The sequence below is a fragment of the Devosia sp. Soil_C_22 genome, from assembly GCF_057657195.1.
Window position 1 is genome coordinate 1,374,344 of record NZ_JBDGIY010000001.1, and the last position, 23,126, is coordinate 1,397,469.

Annotated in this window: 22 protein-coding genes and 1 tRNA gene; 16 read left to right on the forward strand and 7 right to left on the reverse strand. The window is 66.7% G+C overall.

The features are described 5' to 3' along the window. The first annotated feature begins 170 nt into the window (after positions 1–170). The 3 genes from sugE (at position 171) to AC3A6I_RS06545 (ending at position 3,064) form a co-directional block, all read left to right on the forward strand. On the forward strand, positions 171–485 hold the full coding sequence (sugE, locus tag AC3A6I_RS06535) for a quaternary ammonium compound efflux SMR transporter SugE (RefSeq protein ID WP_487542741.1): 315 nt from the start codon (positions 171–173) through the stop codon (positions 483–485). A 187-nt stretch (positions 486–672) separates the two neighbouring features. Further along, positions 673–861, forward strand: a complete 189-nt coding sequence (locus AC3A6I_RS06540) for a hypothetical protein (protein WP_487542743.1) — start codon at positions 673–675, stop codon at positions 859–861. A gap of 115 nt (positions 862–976) precedes the next feature. After that, positions 977–3,064, forward strand: a complete 2,088-nt coding sequence (locus AC3A6I_RS06545; RefSeq protein ID WP_487542745.1) for a molybdopterin-containing oxidoreductase family protein — start codon at positions 977–979, stop codon at positions 3,062–3,064. 6 nt (positions 3,065–3,070) lie between these two features. Here AC3A6I_RS06545 and AC3A6I_RS06550 read toward each other — a convergent pair whose 3' ends face one another. Next, positions 3,071–3,841, reverse strand: coding sequence for a sulfite exporter TauE/SafE family protein (locus AC3A6I_RS06550; protein ID WP_487542746.1), 771 nt, complete (start codon positions 3,839–3,841; stop codon positions 3,071–3,073). A 284-nt stretch (positions 3,842–4,125) separates the two neighbouring features. Here AC3A6I_RS06550 and AC3A6I_RS06555 point away from each other — a divergent pair, with 284 nt between their 5' ends. Together AC3A6I_RS06555 and AC3A6I_RS06560 are read left to right on the forward strand one after the other, a co-directional pair. Continuing rightward, on the forward strand, positions 4,126–4,569 hold the full coding sequence (locus AC3A6I_RS06555; protein WP_487542748.1) for a glyoxalase superfamily protein: 444 nt from the start codon (positions 4,126–4,128) through the stop codon (positions 4,567–4,569). A gap of 145 nt (positions 4,570–4,714) precedes the next feature. Beyond that, complete coding sequence (locus AC3A6I_RS06560; protein WP_487542750.1) at positions 4,715–5,434, forward strand: glutathione S-transferase N-terminal domain-containing protein; 720 nt, start codon at positions 4,715–4,717, stop codon at positions 5,432–5,434. A gap of 35 nt (positions 5,435–5,469) precedes the next feature. Here the strand turns inward: AC3A6I_RS06560 and AC3A6I_RS06565 are convergent. Further along, positions 5,470–5,560, reverse strand: a tRNA-Ser gene (locus AC3A6I_RS06565). A 138-nt stretch (positions 5,561–5,698) separates the two neighbouring features. Here AC3A6I_RS06565 and AC3A6I_RS06570 point away from each other — a divergent pair. The 11 genes from AC3A6I_RS06570 (at position 5,699) to AC3A6I_RS06620 (ending at position 17,762) form a co-directional block, all read left to right on the forward strand. Further along, positions 5,699–5,872, forward strand: coding sequence for a hypothetical protein (locus tag AC3A6I_RS06570; RefSeq protein WP_487542752.1), 174 nt, complete (start codon positions 5,699–5,701; stop codon positions 5,870–5,872). A 132-nt stretch (positions 5,873–6,004) separates the two neighbouring features. Then, positions 6,005–7,012, forward strand: coding sequence for an aldo/keto reductase (locus AC3A6I_RS06575; RefSeq protein ID WP_487542754.1), 1,008 nt, complete (start codon positions 6,005–6,007; stop codon positions 7,010–7,012). A 499-nt stretch (positions 7,013–7,511) separates the two neighbouring features. Further along, the gene (locus AC3A6I_RS06580) at positions 7,512–7,796 is read left to right on the forward strand and encodes a hypothetical protein (RefSeq protein WP_487542756.1); all 285 of its coding nucleotides are present in this window, start codon (positions 7,512–7,514) and stop codon (positions 7,794–7,796) included. A gap of 66 nt (positions 7,797–7,862) precedes the next feature. Next, a complete protein-coding gene (locus AC3A6I_RS06585) occupies positions 7,863–8,393 on the forward strand; it encodes a transglutaminase-like cysteine peptidase (RefSeq protein ID WP_487542758.1) in 531 nt (176 codons plus the stop codon). 253 nt (positions 8,394–8,646) lie between these two features. Then, a complete protein-coding gene (locus tag AC3A6I_RS06590; protein ID WP_487542760.1) occupies positions 8,647–9,087 on the forward strand; it encodes a hypothetical protein in 441 nt (146 codons plus the stop codon). A gap of 88 nt (positions 9,088–9,175) precedes the next feature. After that, on the forward strand, positions 9,176–9,817 hold the full coding sequence (locus AC3A6I_RS06595; RefSeq protein WP_487542762.1) for a hypothetical protein: 642 nt from the start codon (positions 9,176–9,178) through the stop codon (positions 9,815–9,817). Further along, a complete protein-coding gene (locus AC3A6I_RS06600) occupies positions 9,814–11,292 on the forward strand; it encodes an O-antigen ligase family protein (RefSeq protein ID WP_487542764.1) in 1,479 nt (492 codons plus the stop codon). The genes AC3A6I_RS06595 and AC3A6I_RS06600 overlap by 4 nt, the downstream gene beginning before the upstream one ends. Positions 11,293–11,389: 97 nt before the next feature. Continuing rightward, the gene (locus tag AC3A6I_RS06605; protein ID WP_487542766.1) at positions 11,390–13,537 is read left to right on the forward strand and encodes a GumC family protein; all 2,148 of its coding nucleotides are present in this window, start codon (positions 11,390–11,392) and stop codon (positions 13,535–13,537) included. Between the two features lie 14 nt (positions 13,538–13,551). Then, positions 13,552–14,967, forward strand: coding sequence for a mannose-1-phosphate guanylyltransferase/mannose-6-phosphate isomerase (locus tag AC3A6I_RS06610; RefSeq protein WP_487544994.1), 1,416 nt, complete (start codon positions 13,552–13,554; stop codon positions 14,965–14,967). A 78-nt stretch (positions 14,968–15,045) separates the two neighbouring features. Then, positions 15,046–15,309: a spike base protein, RCAP_Rcc01079 family gene (locus AC3A6I_RS06615; protein ID WP_487542767.1), complete on the forward strand. Its 264-nt coding sequence runs from the start codon at positions 15,046–15,048 to the stop codon at positions 15,307–15,309. After that, entirely contained in the window at positions 15,309–17,762 is a 2,454-nt protein-coding gene (locus AC3A6I_RS06620; RefSeq protein ID WP_487542769.1) for a hypothetical protein, read from the forward strand. Before AC3A6I_RS06615 ends, AC3A6I_RS06620 begins: the two co-directional genes overlap by 1 nt. Before the next feature lie 57 nt (positions 17,763–17,819). On the opposite strand, the gene AC3A6I_RS06625 is transcribed toward AC3A6I_RS06620, so the two are convergent. From AC3A6I_RS06625 to AC3A6I_RS06645, 5 genes are read right to left on the reverse strand one after another with little or no spacing between them, the layout of a single operon-like run. Further along, positions 17,820–18,413 (reverse strand): LbetaH domain-containing protein, encoded by a 594-nt coding sequence (locus tag AC3A6I_RS06625; RefSeq protein ID WP_487542771.1) that lies wholly within the window; start codon positions 18,411–18,413, stop codon positions 17,820–17,822. Next, positions 18,410–19,423, reverse strand: a complete 1,014-nt coding sequence (locus tag AC3A6I_RS06630) for an NAD-dependent epimerase/dehydratase family protein (protein WP_487542773.1) — start codon at positions 19,421–19,423, stop codon at positions 18,410–18,412. The genes AC3A6I_RS06625 and AC3A6I_RS06630 overlap by 4 nt, the downstream gene beginning before the upstream one ends. Then, positions 19,371–20,597: a glycosyltransferase gene (locus tag AC3A6I_RS06635; RefSeq protein ID WP_487542775.1), complete on the reverse strand. Its 1,227-nt coding sequence runs from the start codon at positions 20,595–20,597 to the stop codon at positions 19,371–19,373. Before AC3A6I_RS06635 ends, AC3A6I_RS06630 begins: the two co-directional genes overlap by 53 nt. Further along, positions 20,594–21,814 carry an O-antigen ligase family protein gene (locus tag AC3A6I_RS06640; RefSeq protein ID WP_487542777.1) on the reverse strand — a complete coding sequence of 407 codons (1,221 nt, stop codon included), beginning with the start codon at positions 21,812–21,814 and terminating at the stop codon, positions 20,594–20,596. The genes AC3A6I_RS06635 and AC3A6I_RS06640 overlap by 4 nt, the downstream gene beginning before the upstream one ends. Further along, entirely contained in the window at positions 21,811–23,106 is a 1,296-nt protein-coding gene (locus AC3A6I_RS06645) for an oligosaccharide flippase family protein (RefSeq protein WP_487542779.1), read from the reverse strand. The genes AC3A6I_RS06640 and AC3A6I_RS06645 overlap by 4 nt, the downstream gene beginning before the upstream one ends. Between the last annotated feature and the right edge of the window lie 20 nt (positions 23,107–23,126).

Here is a 23,126-nt window from a genome sequence, read left to right on the forward strand (position 1 = left end):
GGGTCGAGGACTGGCCGCTCGCCGCCGATAAGTCAATCGTCCCCGGACCATCCGATATGCGCCCCCGGCACTTCACTCTGCCGTCGCGATGTCCTAAGTCAAGCCTGCCGGGGACGACCCCGGCCTTCCGAACATCACCGTGGGACGACCCGCGACTTAGGAGAACGACCATGTCCTGGGTCTTCCTTGTCATCGCTGGCCTGCTCGAAATCGTCTGGGCTATCGGCCTCAAATACACCGACGGCTTTACCAAGCTTGTCCCGACCACGATCACCGTCGCCGCCATGGTGGCGAGCGTAGCCCTGCTGGGCCTGGCGTTGCGCACGCTGCCGGTCGGCACCGGCTATGCGGTGTGGACGGGTATCGGCGCGGTGGGTACGGTGATCGTCGGCATCCTGGTGCTCGGCGAGGCCGCCACCCCGCTGCGGCTCGCCTCGGTCGGCCTGATCGTGGCCGGCATCATCGGCCTGAAGCTCGTCGGTTAGCAGCCGCAGGCGCGGGAGATGTTGCTCTCGCGCCATGCCTCCCGATCAAATCTTGTCCCTCACACAAAAGTTGATGGAACCTTTTGCGATTTCACGTAAACCTCGATCGCAGGGGGCTCCGTCAACGCGGAGCTAATCCGCGCCGAGCGTCAGCGCACTCAGTTTGTGAAGGTCAAGGGGAGCCATGTTGTTCCGCTTTGCTGAGGTCGTGTCCGTCCTCACGCTCGTTGTCGTCATGCTTGTCGCCAAGCACATTCCCATCATCAACGAACTGCCGCTGGCCCACGCCACCGGTGTCGTATGCTTCGCCTTCGCGATCTTCCTGAGCCTCAGGATCTATAACGCCGAGCTCGCCCGCATCCGCGCGGAAGAGTAGGCTTTCGACAGCGGCGCAGGCCCGCCTGCTTTGCAGGCTTCGATGGTGCGTGTGCAACTTCGCCGGTCTATCCGGTGCCCTCGCACGCGTCGCGGGCGCGTGCTAAACCGGCTCCATGAACGCCGTCACCACCCCGCGCATCGCGCGCTCCGTCTGCCCGCATGATTGTCCGTCGACCTGCGCGCTCGACGTCGAGATCATCGACGCGCACACCATCGGTCGCGTGCGCGGCGCCAAGGATGATCCGTATACGGCCGGCGTCATCTGCGAGAAGGTGGCGCGCTACGCCGAACGGATTCATCACCCGAACAGACTGACTCATCCCCTTCGCCGCGTTGGCAAAAAGGGCGCCGGCGAGTGGCGGCGCATCAGCTGGGACGAGGCTTTCGACGAAATCGTTGCGCGTTGGCTGGCGATCGAGGCCGAGCACGGGCCCGAGGCGATCTGGCCCTATTTCTATGCCGGTACGATGGGCCACGTGCATCGCGACGGCATCGAGCGGCTGCGCCACGCCCGCGGCTACTCGCTGCAATACGACACGATCTGCACCGGCACGGCCTGGCCCGGCTTCCTCGCCGGCGCGGGCAAGCTCACCGGTCCCAATCCCGAGGAAATGGCCGAGAGCGATTGCATCGTCATCTGGGGCACCAACGCGGTGACCACCCAGGTCAACGTGATGACCCACGCCATGCGGGCGCGGAAGACACGGGGCGCGAAGGTTGTCGCCATCGACATCTACCGCAACGCCACCATGGAGCAGGCCGACATGGCGCTGGTGGTGCGCCCCGGCACCGACGGCGCGCTCGCCGTGGCGGTGATGCACATCCTGTTGCGGGACAACCTGACGGATCGCGCCTACATGGCGCAGTTCACCGACTTCTCGGCCGAGTTCGAGGCGCATCTCGAAACCCGCACGCCCGAATGGGCCGCTGCCATCACCGGATTGTCGGTCGCCGAGATCGAGGATTTCGCCCGGCTCGTCGGCACGACGGCCCGCACCTATTTCCGCCTCGGCTACGGCTTCACCCGTCAGCGCAACGGTGCGACGGCGATGCACGCCGCGCTTTCCATCCCCGCCATGACCGGGGCGTGGCAACATACCGGCGGCGGCGCCTTCCACTCCAACTCCGGGGCATGGAAGCTCGACAAGTCGCTGATCTATGGCACTGACATGGGCCCGGGTGGGCGCGAACTCGACATGTGCGAGATCGGCAAGGTTTTGACCGGCGATTCCAATGCCTTGAAGGGCGGCGGACCCGTTCAGGCATTGTTCATCCAGAACACAAACCCTGTTAATGTCGCGCCAGAACAGGGCCTGACCCGTTCAGGTTTCGCCCGCGAGGACTTGTTCACCGTGGTCCACGAGCAGTTCATGACCGATACGGCGAAAATGGCCGATATCGTCCTGCCGGCCACCATGTTCCTCGAGCATAACGACTACTACCGTCGCGGCGGCCATACCCGCGTGCTCTACGGCCCCAAGGTGGTCGAGGCGCCGGGCGAGTGCCGCTCGAACTTCGAGGTGGTCAATGAGCTGCTCCGCCGCCTCGGCGCCGACCACGCCTCGCTGGCGATGACCGACCGCGACATGGTCGCCGAGACCTTCCGCCGCTCCAACCTCGGCGAGCTCGACGAGATCGAAAAGACCGGCTTCATCGAGAACCAGCAAAGCCCCGCGAAATCCCATTTCACCGAGGGTTTCGGCTGGCCCGACGGCCGCTACCGCTTCGCCCCGAATTGGCACGGCGTCTTCGCCATGGGCGGCTTCACCTGGGCGTGCGATCCGGCCGAGATGCCGCGCTTCGCCGACCACTGGGACGTCACGGAGCGCGTCGACGCCGAAACCCCGTTCCGCCTCGCCACCAGCCCGGCCCGCGCCTTCCTCAACTCGAGTTTCTCCGAAACCGCCGGCAGCCAGAAGCGCCACCCCGCACCGTCAGTGTTCGTCCATCCGGAGGATGCAGCCGAACTCGGTATCGTCGCGGGCGACATGGTCACGCTCGGCAACGGCCGCGGCGAGGTGCCGCTGGTGGCCGAACTGTTCGACGGCATGCAGCGCGGCGTGCTGATCGCCGAGGGCATCCACCCCAACGCCGCGCACGGGAACGGCGCCGGCATCAACACGCTGATCGGCTCCGATCCCGTAAAGCCCTTCGGTGGCGCCGCTTTCCACGACACCTCGGTGTGGTTGCGCAAGGGCTAGGGTGGCTTAGGCGGCGAAATAGGCTGCGTAGAAGAAGTAGATCGTGAGTCCGCCGGCATAGACCAGGACCAGCGCCCGGAGCAGCGCCTGCGGCACCCGGTGCGCCAGCCGCGCCGCCGCGTAGCCGCCGATCGTCGTGCCGACCAGCGCGAACGAGCCGTGATACCAGTCGATCGAACCGGACATGGCGAAGCGCACCACCGCGATAATCGCCACGACACTGGAAATCCAGCTCTTCAGCCCGTTCATGGCGTGCATGTCGGTCATCCCGGCGAGCGCCAGGAAGGCCAGCAGCAGGATGCCGAGGCCGGCGTTGAAGAACCCGCCATAGACGCACAGCGCCGCCAACAGCGCCAGCACAGCGAGCGTGCCCGCCAGCTTCGCGCCACGCGCCTCGCCGGCCCGGGCCGCGATGAAGGCGTTGATCCGGCCGCCGAAGGCGAACAGGAACACCGCCAGCAGCATCAGCCACGGCACGATCCTGCCGAATGCCTCGTTCGAGACGTGCAGCAGCAGTTCCGCGCCAGCATAGCCGAAGACGAGCGCGATCACTGTATAGGGCAGCAGCTTGTCGCGATGCTTGACGATGTCCTTCCAGAAACCGGCCGCCCCGCTCATGTAGCCCGGCAGCGACGCGTAGGTGTTCGACGCATTGGCGATGACCAGGGGCAGCCCGGCCGCATGCAGCGCCGGAAACAGCACGAACGAGCCGCCGCCGGCCAAGGTGTTGAGCGTGCCCGCGATCAGTCCGGCGATGAAAAGGAGGAGTTCGGTCATAAGGAAGGGTCTGCAGTTTCGTGGCCTATAGCCCGGGGCGGGGGCCGGCGCCAACCTAATCGCGTGATCGGCTGATCAGCGCCGCTGATGCGTGCCCATTGACAAACGCTCCGCGCTTCCCCAAATCACGGTTCGTGCTGCTGGCGCCTGCCGCTCGCCGGGGAAACCCGATGGTGAAGTCCAGCCGCGGATACCCCCGCGACCCCAACATGATCGCTCCCTTCAAGGCGGTTCATGGCAAGGCGAGCCCCATGAAATGATCCGCCTCTGATGAAGAGGACGACATGACTTTTTCTCTCGATACCCCCAGCACGGCCACCCTCAAGGCTGAGGCCAAGGAGCTGCGCGCCGAACGCACCGCGGCCGGCGCCACCATCACGCATAGCGCCGCGCTCGAAGAGATCGCGCGCCGGCACGGCTATCGCGACTGGAACACGGCCGTTGCCGCCATCCCCGAGCGGGCGGTGAGCCCGGTGCAGGTGGGCCAGCGCGTCAAGGGCACCTATCTCGGCCGGCCCTTTGCCGGCATGGTGCTGGGCGTGCAGCTGTTGAGCGACATGGCCCACTACGAGGTGACCGTGAAGTTCGACCAGCCGGTCGACGTGTCGCGCTCGAGCCTCATGGGCCCGATCCTGCGCCAGCGCGTCAAGGCGACGGTCGATCTGCGCGGCGTCTCGATGAGCGCCACCAGCGACGGCGAGCCGCACATGCGTATCCGCCGCGCCTGAACCAGAGCCACGATGGGGCGTTGCCCTGTCGTGGCTCCCTCCTTCGGCGGGTTGTGTTCCATCGTTACTTGCCGATATATGGGCGGGACTCCTTCCGGCGGCCGCGCGCCGCCGACCCTCTGCAGCAGCACGGAAGACCCCCGACATGACCACCCAGACCCTGCCGATCGACCTCTATTACGCCGCCACCCCGAACGGGCGGAAGATCACCATCATGTTCGAGGAGCTGGGCCTGCCCTACGCCATCTACCCGATCAACATCGGCCGCGGCGACCAGTTCAAGCCCGAGTTCCTCGAGATTTCGCCGAACAACAAGATCCCGGCCATCGTCGATCCCGAGGGCCCGGAAGGCCAGCCGATCTCGGTGTTCGAGTCGGGTGCGATCCTGAAATATCTCGCCGAGAAGTTCGGCCAGTTCTACGGCACGTCCTGGCGCGAGAAGGTGAAGATCGACGAGTGGCTGTTCTGGCAGGTCGGCGGCTTCGGCCCGATGCTGGGGCAGAACAACCACTTCTCGCGCTACGCGCCCGAAAAGATCCCCTACGCCATCAAGCGCTACCAGGATGAGAGCCACCGGCTCTACCGCGTGCTCGATACTCAGCTGCAAAAGCAGCAGGCGGCCGGCAAGGACTATGTCGCCGGCGAGGGCTACTCGATTGCCGACATGGCGATTTTCGACTGGTCGCGTGGGGCCGACAATCACGGCATCGACATTGCCGAGTTCCCCGCCTTCGCCGCCTGGCGCCAGCGCGTCACCGACCGCCCGGCCGTGCAGCGCGCGCTTGCCATTACACTCGAGCAGAGCCAGCAGATCAGCGCCGCCAGCGATCCCGAGGCCCGCAAGATCCTGTTCAACCAGCGCTGAGGCGCTGGTCACACGGTCGGCGTCTGGCTGGAGGGTGGCGGAGAGGATGGGATTCGAACCCACGAGACCCTTTAGAGGTCTGCGCCCTTAGCAGGGGCGTGCCTTCGACCACTCGGCCACCTCTCCGTCGCGGCGTGGGATAGCGGCAGATGTCGTGCCGGGCAAGCGGTTTTTCTTGGGAGTCAGATGTGGGCTTACGGCACGCGGTCCCCCGGGATCGCTTCGCGCTGATCCGGGTTATTCCTCCCTGGAAGGAGCCGTCACATGAACAAGAAACCGGAACTGCCGCGCTTCGAGAACGACGACGATCGCCTGCAGGAAGCCAAGCTCATCAAGCGCAAGCTGCAGGAAACGGCGAAAAAGGCCGAGCCGCCCGAGGATCAGCCGGGTGCCGAGGGCATCGCTTCAGCGCGAGCCGACGAAGACACATACGACTAGCGGCCGCCCGAACCTCGCACTTTTCTCCCTCGACCTCTGTCGGGCTTGGACAAATGCCTGCCGGTGCTCAACATTGGCGTCGACAAAGTGATTGTGCCGCTACGTTTGCGGCGCGCATGAGGAGACGACCCAATGGACTACCGCTATCTCGGACGCAGCGCGCTGAAGGTTTCCCCGCTCTGCCTCGGCGCCATGATGTTCGGGCAGCAGACCCCCGATCCGGAGGCCTTCCGCATCATCGACAAGGCCCGCGAGCAGGGCATCAACTTCATCGACACCGCCGACGTCTATGGCGATGGCGCCAGCGAGAAGGTGGTGGGGCAGGGGATCAAGGCGCATCGCGACCATTGGGTGCTGGCCACCAAGTTCGTCAATACCGGCGCCGCCAAGGGCCCCAATATCGGCGGCTACTCGCGCAAGTGGGTGATGCAGACGGTCGATGCGTCGCTGAAGCGCCTCGGCACCGACTATATCGACCTCATCTACTTCCACCGCTCCGTGTTTGACGCGCCGCTCGAAGAGCCGGTGCGCGCCGTCGCCGACCTGATCCATGCCGGCAAGCTGCGCTATTTCGGCGTCTCCAATTTCCGCGGCTGGCGCATCGCCGAGATCTGCCAGATCGCCGACCAGCTCGGCATCGACCGCCCGATCGCCAGCCAGCCGCTCTACAATATCGTCGATCGCAAGGCCGAGGCCGAGCAGTTGCCGGCTGCGTACAATTACGGGCTCGGCGTGGTCTCCTACTCGCCACTCGCCCGCGGTGTGCTGACCGGCAAGTACCAGCCCGGGCAGGAGCCAGGCGCCGACACCCGCGCCGGCCGCGGCGACCGGCGCATCCTCGAAACCGAGTGGCGCCCGGAGTCGCTCGAGATCGCCCAGAAGATCGCCGCGCATGCGAAAGCCAAGGGCGTCGAGGCCGCCGACTTCGCCATCGCCTGGGTGCTGAACAACAAGCTGGTCAGCGCCGCCATCACCGGTCCGCGCACCGAGGCGCACTGGGACGCCTACGTACGGGCGTTGGGCGTAAAGCTCGACGCCGAGGACGAGGCGTTGGTCGATAGCCTCGTCACCCCCGGCCACGCCTCCACGCCGGGCTATAACGACCCCGGCCACCCGCTCGAAGGCCGCGTGCCGCGCTGATGGGCGAACATCTCGTGGAGTAACCGCGGCCCCGTGGCATGACCGCGGGAGCCCACCCGCTGATTCAGATCGACGGCCGCGGCGCAGCCGGTATTCGCGAAATGTTCGTGCAGTCGAACAATAGGCAGATCTTTCTGCTGCCGGTCCCGCCTGCTGGCCCTCCGGCTTCGTACGCGGCATCCGGGCTTGGGGTGGCATGAACCTCGATATGACTGCGACAGAGAAGGAGATCATCAGTCTCGCGGTGACGGCGTATGCGGACTACGCCGAAAGGATTGTGTATCGCGGGGCGATCGCCGTCTCTTGGGTAACCACCGAACGGACGACCGTCACTCCGATGAGGTAGACTGTTGATGGAGCCGAGTGCGCCGTGAAATAACGCAAATGAGTGGATGTACGTCGAGATAGACAGTAAATCGGCGAAATCCGGCGACAAAACGTAAGACATTTTTTGTAATTCAGGCATGATCGTCGACGCTCGACCCAGGAGGGGTCTCAAATGGGTGTCGTCATCCTGTCGTGCTGCTTGTCCGGCGGAATCGGATTTCTTGTCGGCGGCTATCATTCGGTGCTGGGCTGGATCGCAGCCTCGAACCTGCTCTTCGTCACCATCACGGTTGCCGGCCTGGCCGGTGGCGCCGGTCCGCTGGCCGCCCTGGGCTGGGCGATCGCCGTGGCGCTGGCCTTCAATGCCGGCCTGTTCGCGAGCCTTGCGGTTCGCGCCGGCATCGCCGGTACGCCGGTGCTTGCAACCAACTTTCGTAAAACTTTTCCGGATCGCTGAGCGGTCCGGCAAAGCCGGGCTGCCACGGTCCTTGGCGAGCGCCAGAAGGCACTCTTGGGGGCTAGAATGGTCGGCACCAGAACGGGGCTAACGACACTCGTCGTCGCGGCGATTGCCGCATCGTGCATCATCCTTGGCGCGGGATCGGCCAGCGCCGGTGGCAGGCCGCCGCTCGGCTACCAGCTGATGTGCCTGCAGACGCCGGCCGAGTGCAACGGCGGCGGCAAGGCCAGGATTGCGGTGACAGCCGATATCATGGCGACGCTGAAGCGCGTCAACACGCTCTACAATCGCACCATCAAGCCGCGCTACGATCGTAAGGGCGCAGATGTGTGGACCGTTGGCGCCTCAGCCGGCGATTGCGAGGACTACGTCCTGGCCAAGCGCCGCGCCCTCATCAAGGCCGGGCTCCCGGCCAGCGCCCTGCGCATCGCCTACGTCAAGACGCGCAAGGGCGAGGATCACGCCATCCTCGTGGTTAAAACCAACGGCAAGGACCTGGTCCTCGACAACCTCACTGCGGCCATCAGGCCGCTCGGTCAGACGGGGTATCGCGTCGTATCGATGTCGGGTGCCAATCCGCGGCAGTGGAGCTGAGCCGCGCAGCTCGGACTCTTCATCGCCAACAACTTCCCCGAAGCGGCGATATCCGGCGCCCTGCAGAAAATGCATGTCGAAATAGCATCGTGATTTATTTCGCCGTCACGCATCAATAACGCCACATCTACGTTATAGGGATTGTGCGTGAGAGCTTTGGTGCGGGCGTTGGAACGAACGTCGACATTGACTGTTACAGTGCACTGCCTTAGCCTCAATTTTGCGTCGCCCTAAATTAGAGGGGAATGATGTTATGCGGATTATCTCAGCAGCTTTTGCCGCCGTTACGATCTCTGCGGGCGTCCTGGTCTCCGGCCAGGCGATGGCGCAGGTTCAGGTGGCTCCGCCGATCGAGTTGCCCGGCGTCGTGACGCGAGCGGACGTGGTAGCGGCCTGTACGGCGGCCAACGCCACCGATGCAACGTGCCAGGCGACCATTCACGCCTACTTCGCCTATCTCAATTCCACCGGTGTCACCGGCGCCGATCTCGAAGCCGAGATCGCGGCGCTGACTGTCGCGTTGGCACAGAGCGATCTGCCCGCTGGCGCTCTCCCGGTGGTTGTCGCGGCGCTCAACCTTATCGCCACGACCTATGCCTCCGGTGAGCAGGCTGCCGCTATCCTGGTGATCGCCGACACGCTGGCGGCCGGCGGAGATGTCGAGACCGGCACGCTGATCGCGAGCCCGGCCTGATCGGGACACGATCTCGAGCGTGCTTGCCCGTCGGAACCTTTGCGCGTGTGAGTGAGTGGCTTCGAGCGGATCGACCGCGTTTGCGATAATGGCTGCCGGCGCGGTTCTGGCCGGGTTGGCGCTTACCCAGGCGCTGGCCGAGGTGAAGCCGTACTTTATCGGCGGCATCCAGCCCGAACAGCGCTTCGCCGTCATTGCCTCGGGGGACTTCGAGCCGGCCTATTCGCGCTGGTCGCGCAACCTGTTTCTGAATGACTGCCTTGACGTCCCGCGCACCATCTACGGCCTCGCCCAGCCGCCGGCGCGTCGGGACGCCCTTTTCGAGAATTGCCGTCGCCACGCTCAGGCGATCGTGGCCACAACGCCCACCGCCGCCCTGGGCTGGCTCGTCATCGCCACGTCGTCGGCGGGCCTTGGCGATGTCGAGGCCATGCTGCCCGCGCTCGCCATGTCGCGACGGACGGCGCCGCACCTGCAGTGGTTCGCCGACCGGCGCAGCCGACTCGCCGAAGCCAATTTCGCCCAGCTCGACGCTGCCGCTATCGCCGACTACGAGGCCGACCTCGCCACCCTGGCCGCCGGGCGCGACGGCATCGGCGTGCTGGCCCAGCGCTACGTGAGGCAGCCAGAGCATCGCGACGCCTATCAGAGGGCCGTCAACGCCGCGAGCGCCGCCCAGCAGCAGCTCTTCCTCGGCCGCGTGCGCGCGCAGATGGCGGGCGGCGCATGAGCTCGTCGATATCCCGCCATCGAGACGATGTGGCCGAAGCCTTCGATGGCAGCGGCTTGCGGACCGTACCCGCTCCGACAGCGCTCCGGGCGACCGTCAACCTGCTGTCCGCAACGCACAGGTTCAACGGCATAGTCGCCGCCGCGGTCATCGTCCTGCTGCTGCTGGCACCCATTCCGCTCGGCAGCAACCGCCCGGCCTTCTGGATGATCTGGTCGACCTGCATCGGCCTCGCAGCGTTCCTCTACGGCGCCGGGCTGATGGTGCTGCGTGCGCCGCCGCGCGTCGGCCTGTCGAGCCTCTGGCCCGAACTGGCCTTGCTGCTTGCGCTCTGCGCCTGGGTCGGCCTGCAGAGCCTGCCCATCGGCGGTTGGCTGGCGCTGCCGCCGGCGCCGGTGGATGGCCTGTCCCGTGCACCGGGCGGCATCAGCCTCGATCCGGGCAACGGACTGCTGGTGCTGATCCAGTTCTTCACCTTCGGGCTGCTCTACCTGCTCACCGTGCAGGTCGCCATCAACCGGCGGCGCGCCCGGCGCATGCTGCTCGCCATCTTCCTGATCGTCGTCGGCTTCGCCGTCTACGGGCTGGTGAGCCTCACCCAGCTCGGCGATACGCTGCTGGGCTTCGAAAAGCAGATCTATAAGGGCTACGCCACTGCCACCTTCATCAACCGCAACTCCTTCGCCACCTTCCTGGCGGTCGGGCTGACGACGGGTGTTGCCGTTGCGGTGCAACTCGTGGCCGATCGCAAGTCGCTCACTGCGACCCGGCTCGTCGGCATGCTGGCGCTGATCCTGCTCGGCGTCGCCTTCATCGCCGCCGCGTTGCTCGCCACCGGCTCCCGCCTCGGCACGGCCTCGACGCTCGTTGGTACTGTCGTCGTGCTGGTGCTCGGGATGTTGACCGACCGCGGCTCGTCGCGGGCCCTGCTCATCGGCGCTGGCGTGCTGTTCCTGTGCGCCATCGCCGCCGCGCTGCTGTTCGGCACTGCCATCCTCGAACGGACGGTCCTGCTCTCGGGCATCGACACGGGCCGGGCCGAAATCCATCGCCAGATCTGGGCGGCGATTTGGGCGAGGCCGTGGACCGGCTATGGTGCCGGCAGCTTCGCCACCGTGTTCCAGGCACTGCAGCAGCCGCCCCTTTCGACTGAGTTCGCCTGGGAGAACAGCCACTCCACCTACCTGGCTCTGTGGTTCGAGCTCGGCCTCATCGGCGGCTCGATCCCGCTGCTGCTCATCGGCATTGCCGGCACGCGCGCACTGCTGGCCCTGCATGACCCGTCCAGCAAGGCCCTCTCGCTCGCCAGTGCCGCCGCCATTGCGGTCTTCGCCACCCATTCGCTGCTCGATTTTCCTGCCGAGATCGAAGCCAACGCCTTCCTGCTCGTCGTGCTGCTCGGCCTCGGTGCCGCCGGCGCGGTCAACGGCCATCAGGCCCGCCGTCTTGCGGACGCGCAACGCGAGCCGTCGTGATGGGTCGTGGCGGCAGGAACTTTTGCCCGAGCGGCGCCTTGTGCGAGGCTCGCCTTGCCAACGCCTTGTTCACGCTTCGCATTCGAGGATAGCCAGCATGGAAGCCGCCGCGCTCGATCTCAGAGGCATTTTCGATCTGCTGCGGCGGAGAATCTGGATCATCGTCGCCGCTCTGGTCGTCGCGATCGGCCTGGCGGGCCTGGCGCTGCTGGCGCTGAAGCCCGTCTACTCGGCGACCACGCTGGTACTCGTCGACCCCAGCAAGAAGAACCTGCTCGACCCCGAGGCGCAGCTGACCGGCTCGTCCTCCGACAGCGCGCGGGTCGACAGCGAGGTGGAACTGGTCAAGTCCGAGACCACGCTGATGGCGGTGGCGAGCGAACTCGACCTCGCCAACGATCCGGAATTCGGGTTGCGGCTGGGTCTGCGCGACGTGCTGCTCGCCTTCTTCCGCATCGCCGAACCCAAGCTGCCCACCGGCGACGAAGCGCTTGCCGCCATGATCGACGGGCTGCGCTCCAGCGTCGACGTCGACCGGCGCGGCTTGACCTATCTCATCGCCATCACCGCCCAGTCGGGTCGGCCGCAGGTTGCGGCCAACATCTCCAACGCGCTGGCACGCAACTACATCGCCCAGCAGCTCGACGCCAAGGTCACCTCGACGCTCGACTCGGCCCGCATCATCGAGGCGCGGCTGACCGATGCCAGCACCACCGTGGCCCAATCGGAGCGCGCCTTCGACGAGTTCATCGACAAGAATCTCGCCAGCATCAGCGAGGCGACCGGCCGAACCGACCTCGAGCGGATGCGCGACGAGATCCAGACCCTCAACGACTTCCGCGCTCAATCCGCCACTGTCGCCGATGCGGCGCAGCAAAGCCTCGCGCGGCGGGATTGGGCAGCGCTCGCCTCGAGCCTCAAGGACGACGCCGTCTCGAGCCTCGAGCGCCAGCGTGTTTCCCTGCTCGATACCATCGCCGGCGTCGCCGACGGCAGCCAGCAGGAGGTCGATCTCAACGCCCGGCTGGCCGACCTGGAGAACCAGCTCGACACCGCCGCCTCGAGCGCGGTTAGCGGGCTGCGCACCGAGCTGACCCAGTCGCAGGGCCGCATCAGCGACCTGCGCAATCAGCTGCGCCAGTCCATCCTCACCGCCGACCTGCCGTCCGAGGTGCTGACCAGCATCTACGAGCTGCAGCAATCGGCCGAGGTGGCGCGGGCGCAATACCAGACGCTGCTGACCCGGCAGAAGGACCTCGACACCCAGGCCTACCTGCAGGTCGCCGACAGCCGCATCGTCTCGGCCGCCACTCCGCCGACCGAGCCATCCTTCCCTAATCCGCGCCTGATCCTGGTGATGGCGGGGATCGCCGGCCTCGCCATCGGCGTCGGCCTCGCTTTTCTCATCGAGAATTTCATTGGCGGCTTCACCAGCGAGGCTCAGGCCGAAGCCATCCTCAAGACGCCCGTCGCCTCGGCCGTGCCGCGCCAGCGCGCCACGCGCCGCAACGGCGGCGATCCGGCGAGCGTCGCCGATTCCCTCATCGTCGCCCCGCTGTCGGTCTATTCCGAATCGGTGCGCCGCATCCGCATCGGCATCGATCAGGCGTTGCGGCGGTCAGCTGCCACCCGGCCGGACGGGGAAGGCGTCGTCATCGTCGTTTCCTCCGCCGCGCCGAGCGAGGGCAAGACCACCATCGCGCTGTCGCTCTCGCGTGCCTATGCGCTGGCCGGCATGTCGACGCTGCTCATCGACTGCGACCTGCGCAAGCCGGGCATCCACCGCCAGCTCGGCATGGACGCGTCGGAGGGCCTGCTCGAGTATCTGGGCGGGGCGAAGGAGGCGACCGACCTCAAGTCCATCCTCACCGTCGACGCCGGTAGCGGCGCCCAGATTATCGTCGGCTCGCGCCGTAGCGACATCGCCACCGACCAGCTCGTCGCCGGCAAGACCTTCGCCCGGCTGGTGGCGGCGGCACGCAAGAATTTCGACATAGTGGTGCTGGATACCCCACCAGTGGGGCCGGTGGTCGACGCGCTCTATCTCGCCGCGATGGCAGATGCTATCGCCTTCGTGTTGAAGTTTTCGAGCACGCCGCAGCAGGAGGTGAAGGCAGCCATGTCCGCGTTGATGAACGCCAAGCGCGAGGGCGTGCCGGTTCTCACCGTGCTGAACCAGCAATCCAGCAACGCCGCCGCCTATCGCGGCAAATATGCTGGCTACTACGCCGAGGCCCAGAATTGACCCAAGCCGATCTTATCGTCCCTGTCGTCCTCGCCGGGGGGCAGGGGACCCGCTTGTGGCCCATGTCGCGCGCCGCGCGGCCCAAGCAGTTCCTGCCGTTGACCGGGCCCACCTCGCTCTACCAGCAGACCCTGCAGCGCGTTGCCGATGATCGCTACACCGACCCGGTCGTCGTCACCAATGCCGAGTACCGTTTCCTTGCCGCCGAGCAGGCCCAGGAACTCGGCGTGACGCCGGCAGCGGTGCTGCTCGAGCCGGTGGCCCGCAATACCGCCGCCGCCATTGCCGCGGCCGCTGTCCACGTGCGCCGGGTCTTCGGCGAGGACGCGGTGATTCATGTTTTGGCCTCGGACCACGCCGTCGTCATCGATGACAATTACCGCTGGAGCGTCGAGACGGCGGCCGCGGCGGCGCGCGCCGGCCGGTTGGTCACTTTCGGCATCACTCCCGCGGCGCCCGAGACCGGCTACGGCTACGTGCAGCAGGGCGCCGAGGTGGGTGACGGCGTGCGCAGCGTTGCCCGCTTCGTCGAAAAGCCCGACCGCGACAACGCCGAGAAGATGCTCGCCGCGGGCGGCTATTTCTGGAACTCCGGCACCTTCATGCTCGGGGTCCGCAGCTTCCTCGACGAGGTGCAGGCCCTCGCCCCGGAGGTGTATGCCGCGGCCGACGCGGCGGTCGCCGGGGCGCGCACCGACCTCGACTTCATCCGTCTCGACGAGGCGGGCTTTGCCCGCTCGCCCAATATCTCGGTGGACTACGCCATCTTCGAGAAATCCCGGCACGTGGTGCTGGTGCCTGTCACCTACGCCTGGTCCGACCTGGGGGCCTGGGACGCGGTGTGGAAGGTGTCGGGCAAGGATGCTGCCGGGAACGTCGTCGCCAATGGCAATGCCACGCTGTTCAATACCACCAACTCGCTCGTTGTCTCCGACAAGGCGCATGTGGCGATCGAGGGGCTCGACGACATCGCGGTGATCGCCACCGAGGATGCCATCTATGTCGGCAGGCTCTCCGAGGCCCAGAAAGTCGGCCCGGTGGTCAAGGCGCTGAAGGCCGCCAAGGCCACGCAGGAGCTCACGGAAGTCCATCGCACCGCCTATCGCCCGTGGGGCGGCTATTCCTCGGTGCTGAATGGCGACCGCTTCCAGGTGAAGCGCCTGTTCGTGAAGCCCGGCAAGAAGCTCAGCCTGCAAAAGCACCATCACCGCGCCGAGCACTGGGTGGTGGTCACCGGCACCGCCGAAGTGACCATCGACGGCAACGTCACCATGCTCACCGAGAACGAATCCATCTACCTGCCGCTCGGCTCGGTGCACCGCCTCGCCAATCCCGGCAAGATCCTGCTCGAACTCATTGAAGTGCAAACCGGATCCTATCTGGGCGAGGACGATATCATCCGCATCGAAGACGAGTTCGGCCGGGCCTAGTACGCGTCCGTCCGGCCATTTATCCCCGCTCCGTCACACCGGCTTTAGGCTCAGCCTCCGATTTTGAGGAGCTTGAGCATGACGGAAAAATACGAGGGCCGGGCGGCCAACATCGCGGCGCCGGCGCGTGGCGGCTTCACCATCACGGCCAATGACAGTGCCGATCTCACTAGCGAGACCCGCGCCATCTATGTCGGCGGCGACGGCAACCTGTCGCTGGTGCTGGTCTCCGGCGACCAGGTGACGCTGGCCGGGGTTCCCGCCGGCACCCTGCTGCCGCTCCGCGCCCTCCGCGTCCGCGCCACCGGCACCACCGCCACCCAGCTCGTGGGCCTTTACTGATGCCGGTCGCCGCGGGGATCGGCCTCGCCCTCAGCCATGGCGGCCCGCCGCGCGCGAGCAGCGCGCGCATCGTGCTCTCCAACGCCACCGTTGCCGAGAATGCCGCCATCGGCGCCCTCATCGGCACGCTCACCGTGGCCGGTGGCACGGGTGGCTATGTCTTCGCCATCACCGCCGACCCGGACGAAAAGTTCGCGCTCGATGGCAATGCGCTCGAACTCGACGCCACGCTCGACCACGCGACGGCGGCGGCTCATGCAGTGACGATAGAGGCCGACAACGGCATCGATCCCCCGCTGACTCGCACGTTCACGGTCGCCGTCACGGCGGTCAGCGGGCTTGTCGCCATCACGCTCGATCAGATCCCCGAGGGCCGCACCTTCCAGCGTACCGTCAACAGCGACGGCTCCTTCGAGACCTCCGGACCGGTCGCGATCAGCGGCTCGACCATCGGTCAGGCCTCGGCGATCGAGGCCCGCCTGCTGCTCGAGGACGACGACAGCGTCGTGGTCGACTGGACCGTGATCGACCCGGCGCCGGCCGCCGACAGCTTTGCCGGCACGCTCACCGTGCCGCAGGGCGGGCCGTACTATCTCGAAGTCCGCGACGTCGCCGAGACCGCGATCGGCGACGCCGGCACCACCAGCTTCAAGCTCGGCCTGCTGGCGATCGGCCTCGACCAGTCGAACATGGTCGGGATGTTCGCGACCTTCGACAGTCCGCCGGCGCTCGATTCGCTCGGCGCCTGGTTCGACGAGTACAACCACGTCTGGGCCAACACCCCGCCCGGCAATGGCGTCCGTGAGCTGATGAACGCCTTCGTCGCTGGCTCGGGCGTACCCATGGCGCTCGGCAATCCGGCCGTCGGTGGTGCGCCGATGAGCTACTTCATCGCGGGCGAAGATGGCTGGGAAGGTCTCGGCGTCCCTGCCGATGGCAGCGCATATCGCATCGGCGTACGCCCGCTGATCGAGATGATGGGCGGCGACATCGAGATCGTGTTCCTGCGCGGCGGCGAAGGCGAGGCGAATGCGTCCGGCCCGACGCCGCTCGAAAAGAAGAACGCATTCAAGGCCGACACGCTCACGGTAATCGGCCAGATCGAAGCCCTGGTTGGGCATCCGGTCACGGTGATCATGGGCAGCGTGATGACCACCACCGTCGTCGGGGGCACGACCGACGATGCCTGGTCCGCGATGGATGCGGCGGTCTACGAGTTGAGCCAGAACGAGGAACGCTTCATCCTCTCGACCTCGACCAGGGACAGCCAGCGCATCGATGAGTACCACGCCGATGGCGCATCGCATGGTGAAGTCGGCAAGCGGTTCGGCCAGTCGCTGCTGGTCTACAATGGCGACGAGACGGCGCACCCGGCCTGGCATATCGCCGCCGCTGAGATCGTCGATGTCGCCCACACACGACTGACCCTTGCCCACTCCATGGGTGATGACTTCACGCCGGTGGCCGACATCACCGACATCGAGGTCACCGGCGACAACGGCGCCAACTGGCTGGCGAGTGTCGGCGAACGCGAGGACGCCACCCACATCGTGGTCGAGCACGACACACTCACCACCTCGAACAATCGAGCCATTCGCTTCCAGCACGGCACGCTGCTCGCCTATGATCCCGGCGACGCGACCCTGAAGAATCCACTGCGCGACGGCATGGTACGCGACAACGGACCGCTCGCCGCCCCGCTCTTCCCTTCGGCCGGCCGCAGTATTGTCGCGCCTGGCTTCGCCGCCGATCCGACTCCGACCTGGATCCAGATGCTCAGCGGTGCTTTTGGCGGTGGCGGCAGCGGCGCCGACCAGCACTGGAGCGGGGTCGACCTCGCTCTCGCCGACGGCAGGCAGGTCGTCATGCAGTTCGTCCGGTTCGATGACGGCACCTTCGCGACACCCGCCGTGATGACGCTCACGCCTGCCGGCGGCTCAGCCATCGCTGCCGCACTGATCGATGTTTCGCCAGGCGTCGGCAGTGCCGACGAGCGCTGCCTCGCCATCTTCGCGGTTCCTCCGGGCACGTCCGGTCTCGAGAATTGCGACATCGATCTGCACTATGATGCCAACCCGTTCACCGGCACGTGGGTCAATGTCTGGGTCATTCCGGCCGAAGCCGAGCTGGTCGACGCCGTGTTCGTGGCCGACGCATTGTCGCCTGCCGCAGCGCATACGGCGGCGGCCGATCTCGAAACCGGGGTGGGCGGCTTCATCCTGGCCTCGTTCGGCGCTCATCCCGAGACCGATACGCTCAGCGGCACCAGTGTCGCGACCTGGGGTGGCGATACCGCCGGAGTGGCCAATCGCGCCAACTACGACAGCTATTTCACCACCCTGCGCTCGGCCGCCGATGTGTCGGGCACCGCCGCGTCGCCGGACACGACCATCACGGCCGGCTTTGCCATGCCGGTCACGCGGAGCTGGCTTGTGGCAGCGTCCTTTCGCTGACCCGCGACGTGTGGACGCCCCGGTTGGCAACCAGCCGGGGCGTCCACGAACTCAGGCTCAGTTCCGCCGCCGCTCGCGCAGCTTGCGCGCCGGGTTGCCGGCGTAGACGCTCCATGGCTCGAGCGATTTCATCGTCACGCCGCGCGCGCCGAGCACGGCGCCTTCGCCAATGGTGACGCCCGGCCCGACAAAGGCCTCCGCCGCGACCCAGGCCCGCTCGCCGATGACGATCGGCCGCGCGACGAGAGGGAAGCGCGGGTCGTCGATGTCGTGGCTGCCGGCGCACAGGTGCGCGCCCTGCGAGACGATGGCCCGGCGGCCGAGCACAATCTTTGCCATCGAGTAACAGTTGACCCGCGGCCCCAGCGTTGCCGCCTCGCCCATTTCGAGATTGGCGGGGTGCCAGATGCGCACATCTGGGTAGATGGCGACACCACGCCCCAGCTTCGCGCCGAAGGCGCGCAGCACCAGGGCGCGCCAGGCGTGCAGCGGCACCGGGGTCCAGCGGCAGAGCAGCAGCCAGCTCACGGCAAAGAGCAGGCGGAACAGGCGGTTGGCGAGCGTGAAGGTCGGCATGGTCCAGAAACTGTCGCCGGCGGACCAGGGCGTGAGGCCCTTGACGCTGTCGTCGATGTCCCGCCGCTCGCTCAAGCGTGCTCCGCCGCGTCGATCTTGTAATAGGCGCGATACCACTCGACGAAGCGCCGCACCCCTTCGCGCACCGTGATCTTGGGCACGTGCCCGGCCAGCTCCTGCAACAGCTCCACCGAGGCGTGCGTGTCGGTCACATCGCCCGGCTGCATGGGCAGGAACACCTTCTTCGCCTCGCGCCCGAGCGCCGCCTCGATGGCCTCGACATAGTCCATCAGCCCCACCGGCTGCCCGCCGGCAAGGTTGACCACACGGTAGGGCGCCACCGGGCTCAGCGAGTCCGCCGGCACGGCGCTGCTTCCCGGCGCAGCGCCCATCAGGGCGACGATGGCGTCCACCAGGTCGTCGACATAAGTGAAGTCGCGGCGCATCCGGCCCTCGCCGTAGATCTCGATCGGCTCGTCGTTGACGATGGCGCGCACGAACTTGAACAGCGCCATGTCTGGCCGACCCCATGGCCCGTACACTGTGAAGAAGCGCAGCGCCGTGGTCGGGATGCCGAACAGGTGGGCATAGGAATGGCACATCGCCTCGCCCGATTTCTTGGTCGCCGCATAGAGCGACAGCGGGAAATCGGTGCGGTCGGTTTCGGCCGACGAGGCGGTGCGGTTGCCGCCATAGACCGAGCTGCTCGAGGCGAACATCAGGTGTCGCGGCGGCGCCGCTTTCAGCAGCTCGAGCAGGGTGAAGGTGCCCACCACATTGGACTGCACATAGGTGTCCGGCGCCTCGAAAGCATAGCGCACCCCGGGCTGGGCGGCGAGGTGGATGACGATCTCGGGCTCGGCCGCATCGAGTGCCGCCCCGAGCGCCGCGCGGTCCTCGAGCTGGCCGGTGGTGAAGCCGAAGCCGGGTTGCCCGGTCAGCTGCGCCAGCCGGGCGCGCTTGAGCTCCACGTCATAATAGCTCGTCATCGCGTCGAAGCCGGCAACGCTGTGGCCATCGGCGAGCAGGCGCCTAGCCACGTGGAAACCGATGAAGCCGGCCGCGCCGGTCACGAAGATCTTCATGGCTTCCTCCCGTTCTCGTCACGCCGATAGCATCCTCCAGCACCTCAGTCAGGTCCCGGGCGGCGCCATCGGCGCTGAACTGCTGCTCATAGCCCTCCCGCGCCGCCGCCGCCATCGCCTTTCGTGTCTCGGGGGGCAGCGCCAGGAAGCGCCGCAGCAGCCGTACCGTGCCTTCGGCCGTGTCGCTATCGACGAGTCCCGCGCCCGCCGCCTCCACCTCCCGCCAGATATTCACCTTGTCTGAAATCAGCACCGGCACGCCGCAGGCCATTGCTTCGGCCACGACGACACCGAAATTTTCCTGGTGCGAGGGCAGCACGAACGCTTCCGCGCCGCGCATCGCGCCCCACTTGGCCGAGCCATCCAGCATCCCCGGCCAGTGGACACGCGCCGCGATGCCGAGCGCAGCCGCCCGGCCCTTGAGCTCGGCGATGAGCCCCGTCTCGTCGGGACCGGCGATCACCAGGTCGAGCCCCGGCTCGCTGCCCGCCACCGCCGCGAAGGCGTCGAGCAGCAGATCGCAGCCCTTCTTGGGGTGGATACGGCTCATGAACAGCAGGTAGCGCCGCCCGTCGAGCGCCGGCACCCGCCCTGCGAACGCAGCCACCTGCGCCGCATCCGCCGCCGGCGGTTCGCTCGCGCCATAGGCGACGACGCGCTCGCGATAGCCGGGACCGGCGAACATGCCGCGGGCGAGTGTGCGCTCCTCTTCTGAGGTGAACAGCACCATGGCAGCGTCGCGCAGCACCCGACCTTGCAGCGCCCACCAGTAGACCTGCTTGGCCAGATGCTTGAGCGGGTAGGCGGTCCTGAACCACGGGTCCAGCATCCCGTGCGCATAGACGACATAGGGCACCTGCGCGCGGACCAGCGCGTGCCAGCCGGCGACCGTCGCGTGGTTCCACAGCCCATGGATCACCGCCGCATCGTAGCCGGCCGCGTTCTCGCCGACCCAGCGCGTGAGTTCCGGGGAATAGGAAACGCGCCGCACGCGCTGGCCCATGGCATGCACGGGGAAGGGGAAGTCGCGCAGGTGTGGGGCCGCCGGGTCGTCGGTGGTCGCGACCTCCGTGATGTGCCCGGCCTCGGCCATCTTCGCCGCGGTCATGCGCAGCCCCTGCACCGGCCCCCCATATTCCGGCCGAACGCTGGCGATGATCCGCAGAATTCTCACGGTCGCACCCCGGGCGAAAGCGCCCCCCGGATGGCCGGATCGACAGCTGCTGGTTCCGAGGCCGGGGCGAGGTGCGGGCCAAGCCCGAAGCCGGGCCGCGAGAACAGCAGCAGCAGGAAGGAAAAGCCGAAGCAGTCGCCGAAATTGATCAGCTGCGGCTGGAACAGCGCTCCCACGCCGAGCGCGAGGAACATGCACAATGTCGCGCCGCGCCCGCCGCCTGCACCGGCAACGAAGACGGCGCGCGTCTCCTGCCATAGCCGCGCCAGGCAATAGCCGAACAGCAGCGCCGCGCCGACCAGTCCGTTCTCCAGCACGATGGCCAGGTAGCCATTGTGCACTTCCTCGTAGCTGGCCCGGTTGCGAAAGCCGAAGCCGAGCAGGGGCCGCTCGTCCAGTTGCGGCCAGAACAGCGCCCAGCGCTCGTCGCGGCCGGTAAAGCCGGACCCGAGCCCGCGCGCCGCGTCGTCGAGCTCGAACGCCGCGCCGAGTTGGCTGTTTGCGCCATTGACCAGCACGTCGATGAACACCGCCACGATGAGCAGGCCCAGTACTGTCCAGCGCAACCTGCCGACGGTCCTGATATTCAACAGCTGGTAGAGGAGGTAGGTGACCCCGATGCACAGCATGGCGTAGCGGCTGCTCACCGCCAGGCTTGCCGCGAGGCTGATCACCGTCGCGATATCGAGATAGCGCCGGCTGCCGAATAGCGCCAGCGCCACGCAGGCAACGCTGACGCCGCCGAGAATATTGGGATGGATGCCGCCGAGCCAGCGATGCTGCGGCGCCCCCAGGATCGCGAAGGCCAGCACCTGGAAGACCAGCAGCACCACGCTGCTTTGCACCAGCCGCCGCTGGAACTGCGGCGACTGGCTCGCCGCCCGGATCCCGAAGGCGGCGACGATCAGCAGCCCCACATTGAGCATCTGCGTGGCGTTGCCGGTATAGCCGGCCTGCAGCAGCGAAACGAGCAGGAAGCCGATGACGAGGAGGTCGATGCGATAGAGCTTGAGGCTCGACTGGAAGCTCCCGACCCGCGTGTAGCCGATCGCGGCGATGAACATGAGCCCGTAGAGCACCGTGGGCAGGATGCGGTTCACCTCGCCGCTGCCGCCCGGCAGCGAATAGTCCCGCTGCACCGCATAGAGGGGGAAGCTCAGTCCGGCGACGAGCAGCGGCACATAGGTCGCCGGATCGCTGAGCGAGGGCAGCTTCATGCCGACACCATCGCGCGCCGCCGCACCCGCAGCATCAGCAGGATATAGCTCGCCGCCATCACCAGCAGCGCCACGGTCGTCGCCACCGCTGCCCCGGTCGCGCCGAACGGCGGGATCAGCACGAAGTTGAGACCGATATTGATAACGGCGACGACGATCATCGTGCGCGCCAGGTCGCGGTTGTAGCCGAGCGCGGTGAACATGATCGCCGCCGGCGCAAAGATCGCAGTGATGAGCTTGCCCGCCTGCAGCACGATGAAGGTCGCGACGCTCGTCCGGTATTCTTCGCCGAACACCAGCACCACCAGCGGCTCGGCGAAAATGAACATCGGAATCGCCATGGCGACGACGACCGCCGTCTGGTAGCCGAACTGCTCCCGCATCACCGTCCAGCGCTCGCGGTCGCTGCCGGCGGCGGAAACCCGCAGCAGCAGCGGCGTCGTCAGCGCCATCAGCGCGGTGCCGGCAAAGGCCGTGATGTAGGTCAATCGCATCGCGACGCTGTAGTCGCCCGCCGCCTCCGGCCCGGCGATCGGCCCGAGCATCAGCACGTCGATCTTGTTGAGCAGCACGCTGCCCGCCTGCGCGATCATCGAGGCGACCGAGATCGAGAGCACCAGCTTGGCATAGCGCTTTGGCGGCAGCCGCCTCCCTGGGGCAGGGGCGCCACCGGTCGCCCGTCGGTACAGATGCACCAGCGCGAACGAGCCCGACAGCGCCGAGGCAACCAGCATGCTCCACAGTGCCGCGTCCGCTGTTTTGTGGGGGGTGACGACGAACGCAAGCATCAGCGCTACGTTGAAGATGATGCTGTCGTAGAATAGGCTCCAGCTCTTCTCGCCCTCGATCACGAAGACCTGCCGCGCCATGTAGCGCATGGCCGCGAAATAGCAGGCCGCCGCCAGCACGAACACCAGCAGCGGCATCGACACATTGGTCGTGCCGTCGGTGATCGTCAGCCCGAACAGCCCCAGCGCGAGCGATGGCACGATGGCCACGGCGAGCGTCAGCCAGATGGTCTGCACGTTCCGTGCGCTGCGGCCTTTGCGCTTGTGGCGCAGGTAATAATACTCCGCCGCCGTCGACAGCCCGATCGAGGTGAACGACATGCTGATCGTGATCAGCCCGGTGCAGAAAAAGATGATGCCGGCATCGATCTTGTCGAACAGCCGCGCGATCAGCACCGTCACCACCAGCGCCACCACATGGGCGAACACCAGCACCGCCAGCGTGCCGAGATGGCGCGTCAGGTTCGGGCGAATGAAGCTGAGCCGCGAGGCGAGGCTGTCCATGGCCTGCTACCGCTCCGGGT

Coding starts and splice junctions, on each gene's coding strand:
- AC3A6I_RS06545 (WP_487542745.1), top strand. CDS start 977: ATGAACGCCGTCACCACCCCGCGCATCGCGCGCTCCGTCTGCCCGCAT.
- AC3A6I_RS06575 (WP_487542754.1), top strand. CDS start 6,005: ATGGACTACCGCTATCTCGGACGCAGCGCGCTGAAGGTTTCCCCGCTC.
- AC3A6I_RS06605 (WP_487542766.1), top strand. CDS start 11,390: ATGGAAGCCGCCGCGCTCGATCTCAGAGGCATTTTCGATCTGCTGCGG.
- AC3A6I_RS06615 (WP_487542767.1), top strand. CDS start 15,046: ATGACGGAAAAATACGAGGGCCGGGCGGCCAACATCGCGGCGCCGGCG.
- AC3A6I_RS06585 (WP_487542758.1), top strand. CDS start 7,863: ATGGTCGGCACCAGAACGGGGCTAACGACACTCGTCGTCGCGGCGATT.
- AC3A6I_RS06645 (WP_487542779.1), bottom strand. CDS start 23,106: ATGGACAGCCTCGCCTCGCGGCTCAGCTTCATTCGCCCGAACCTGACG.
- AC3A6I_RS06640 (WP_487542777.1), bottom strand. CDS start 21,814: ATGAAGCTGCCCTCGCTCAGCGATCCGGCGACCTATGTGCCGCTGCTC.
- AC3A6I_RS06600 (WP_487542764.1), top strand. CDS start 9,814: ATGAGCTCGTCGATATCCCGCCATCGAGACGATGTGGCCGAAGCCTTC.
- AC3A6I_RS06550 (WP_487542746.1), bottom strand. CDS start 3,841: ATGACCGAACTCCTCCTTTTCATCGCCGGACTGATCGCGGGCACGCTC.
- AC3A6I_RS06560 (WP_487542750.1), top strand. CDS start 4,715: ATGACCACCCAGACCCTGCCGATCGACCTCTATTACGCCGCCACCCCG.
- AC3A6I_RS06555 (WP_487542748.1), top strand. CDS start 4,126: ATGACTTTTTCTCTCGATACCCCCAGCACGGCCACCCTCAAGGCTGAG.
- sugE (WP_487542741.1), top strand. CDS start 171: ATGTCCTGGGTCTTCCTTGTCATCGCTGGCCTGCTCGAAATCGTCTGG.
- AC3A6I_RS06595 (WP_487542762.1), top strand. CDS start 9,176: ATGGCTGCCGGCGCGGTTCTGGCCGGGTTGGCGCTTACCCAGGCGCTG.
- AC3A6I_RS06570 (WP_487542752.1), top strand. CDS start 5,699: ATGAACAAGAAACCGGAACTGCCGCGCTTCGAGAACGACGACGATCGC.
- AC3A6I_RS06630 (WP_487542773.1), bottom strand. CDS start 19,423: ATGAAGATCTTCGTGACCGGCGCGGCCGGCTTCATCGGTTTCCACGTG.
- AC3A6I_RS06620 (WP_487542769.1), top strand. CDS start 15,309: ATGCCGGTCGCCGCGGGGATCGGCCTCGCCCTCAGCCATGGCGGCCCG.
- AC3A6I_RS06580 (WP_487542756.1), top strand. CDS start 7,512: ATGGGTGTCGTCATCCTGTCGTGCTGCTTGTCCGGCGGAATCGGATTT.
- AC3A6I_RS06590 (WP_487542760.1), top strand. CDS start 8,647: ATGCGGATTATCTCAGCAGCTTTTGCCGCCGTTACGATCTCTGCGGGC.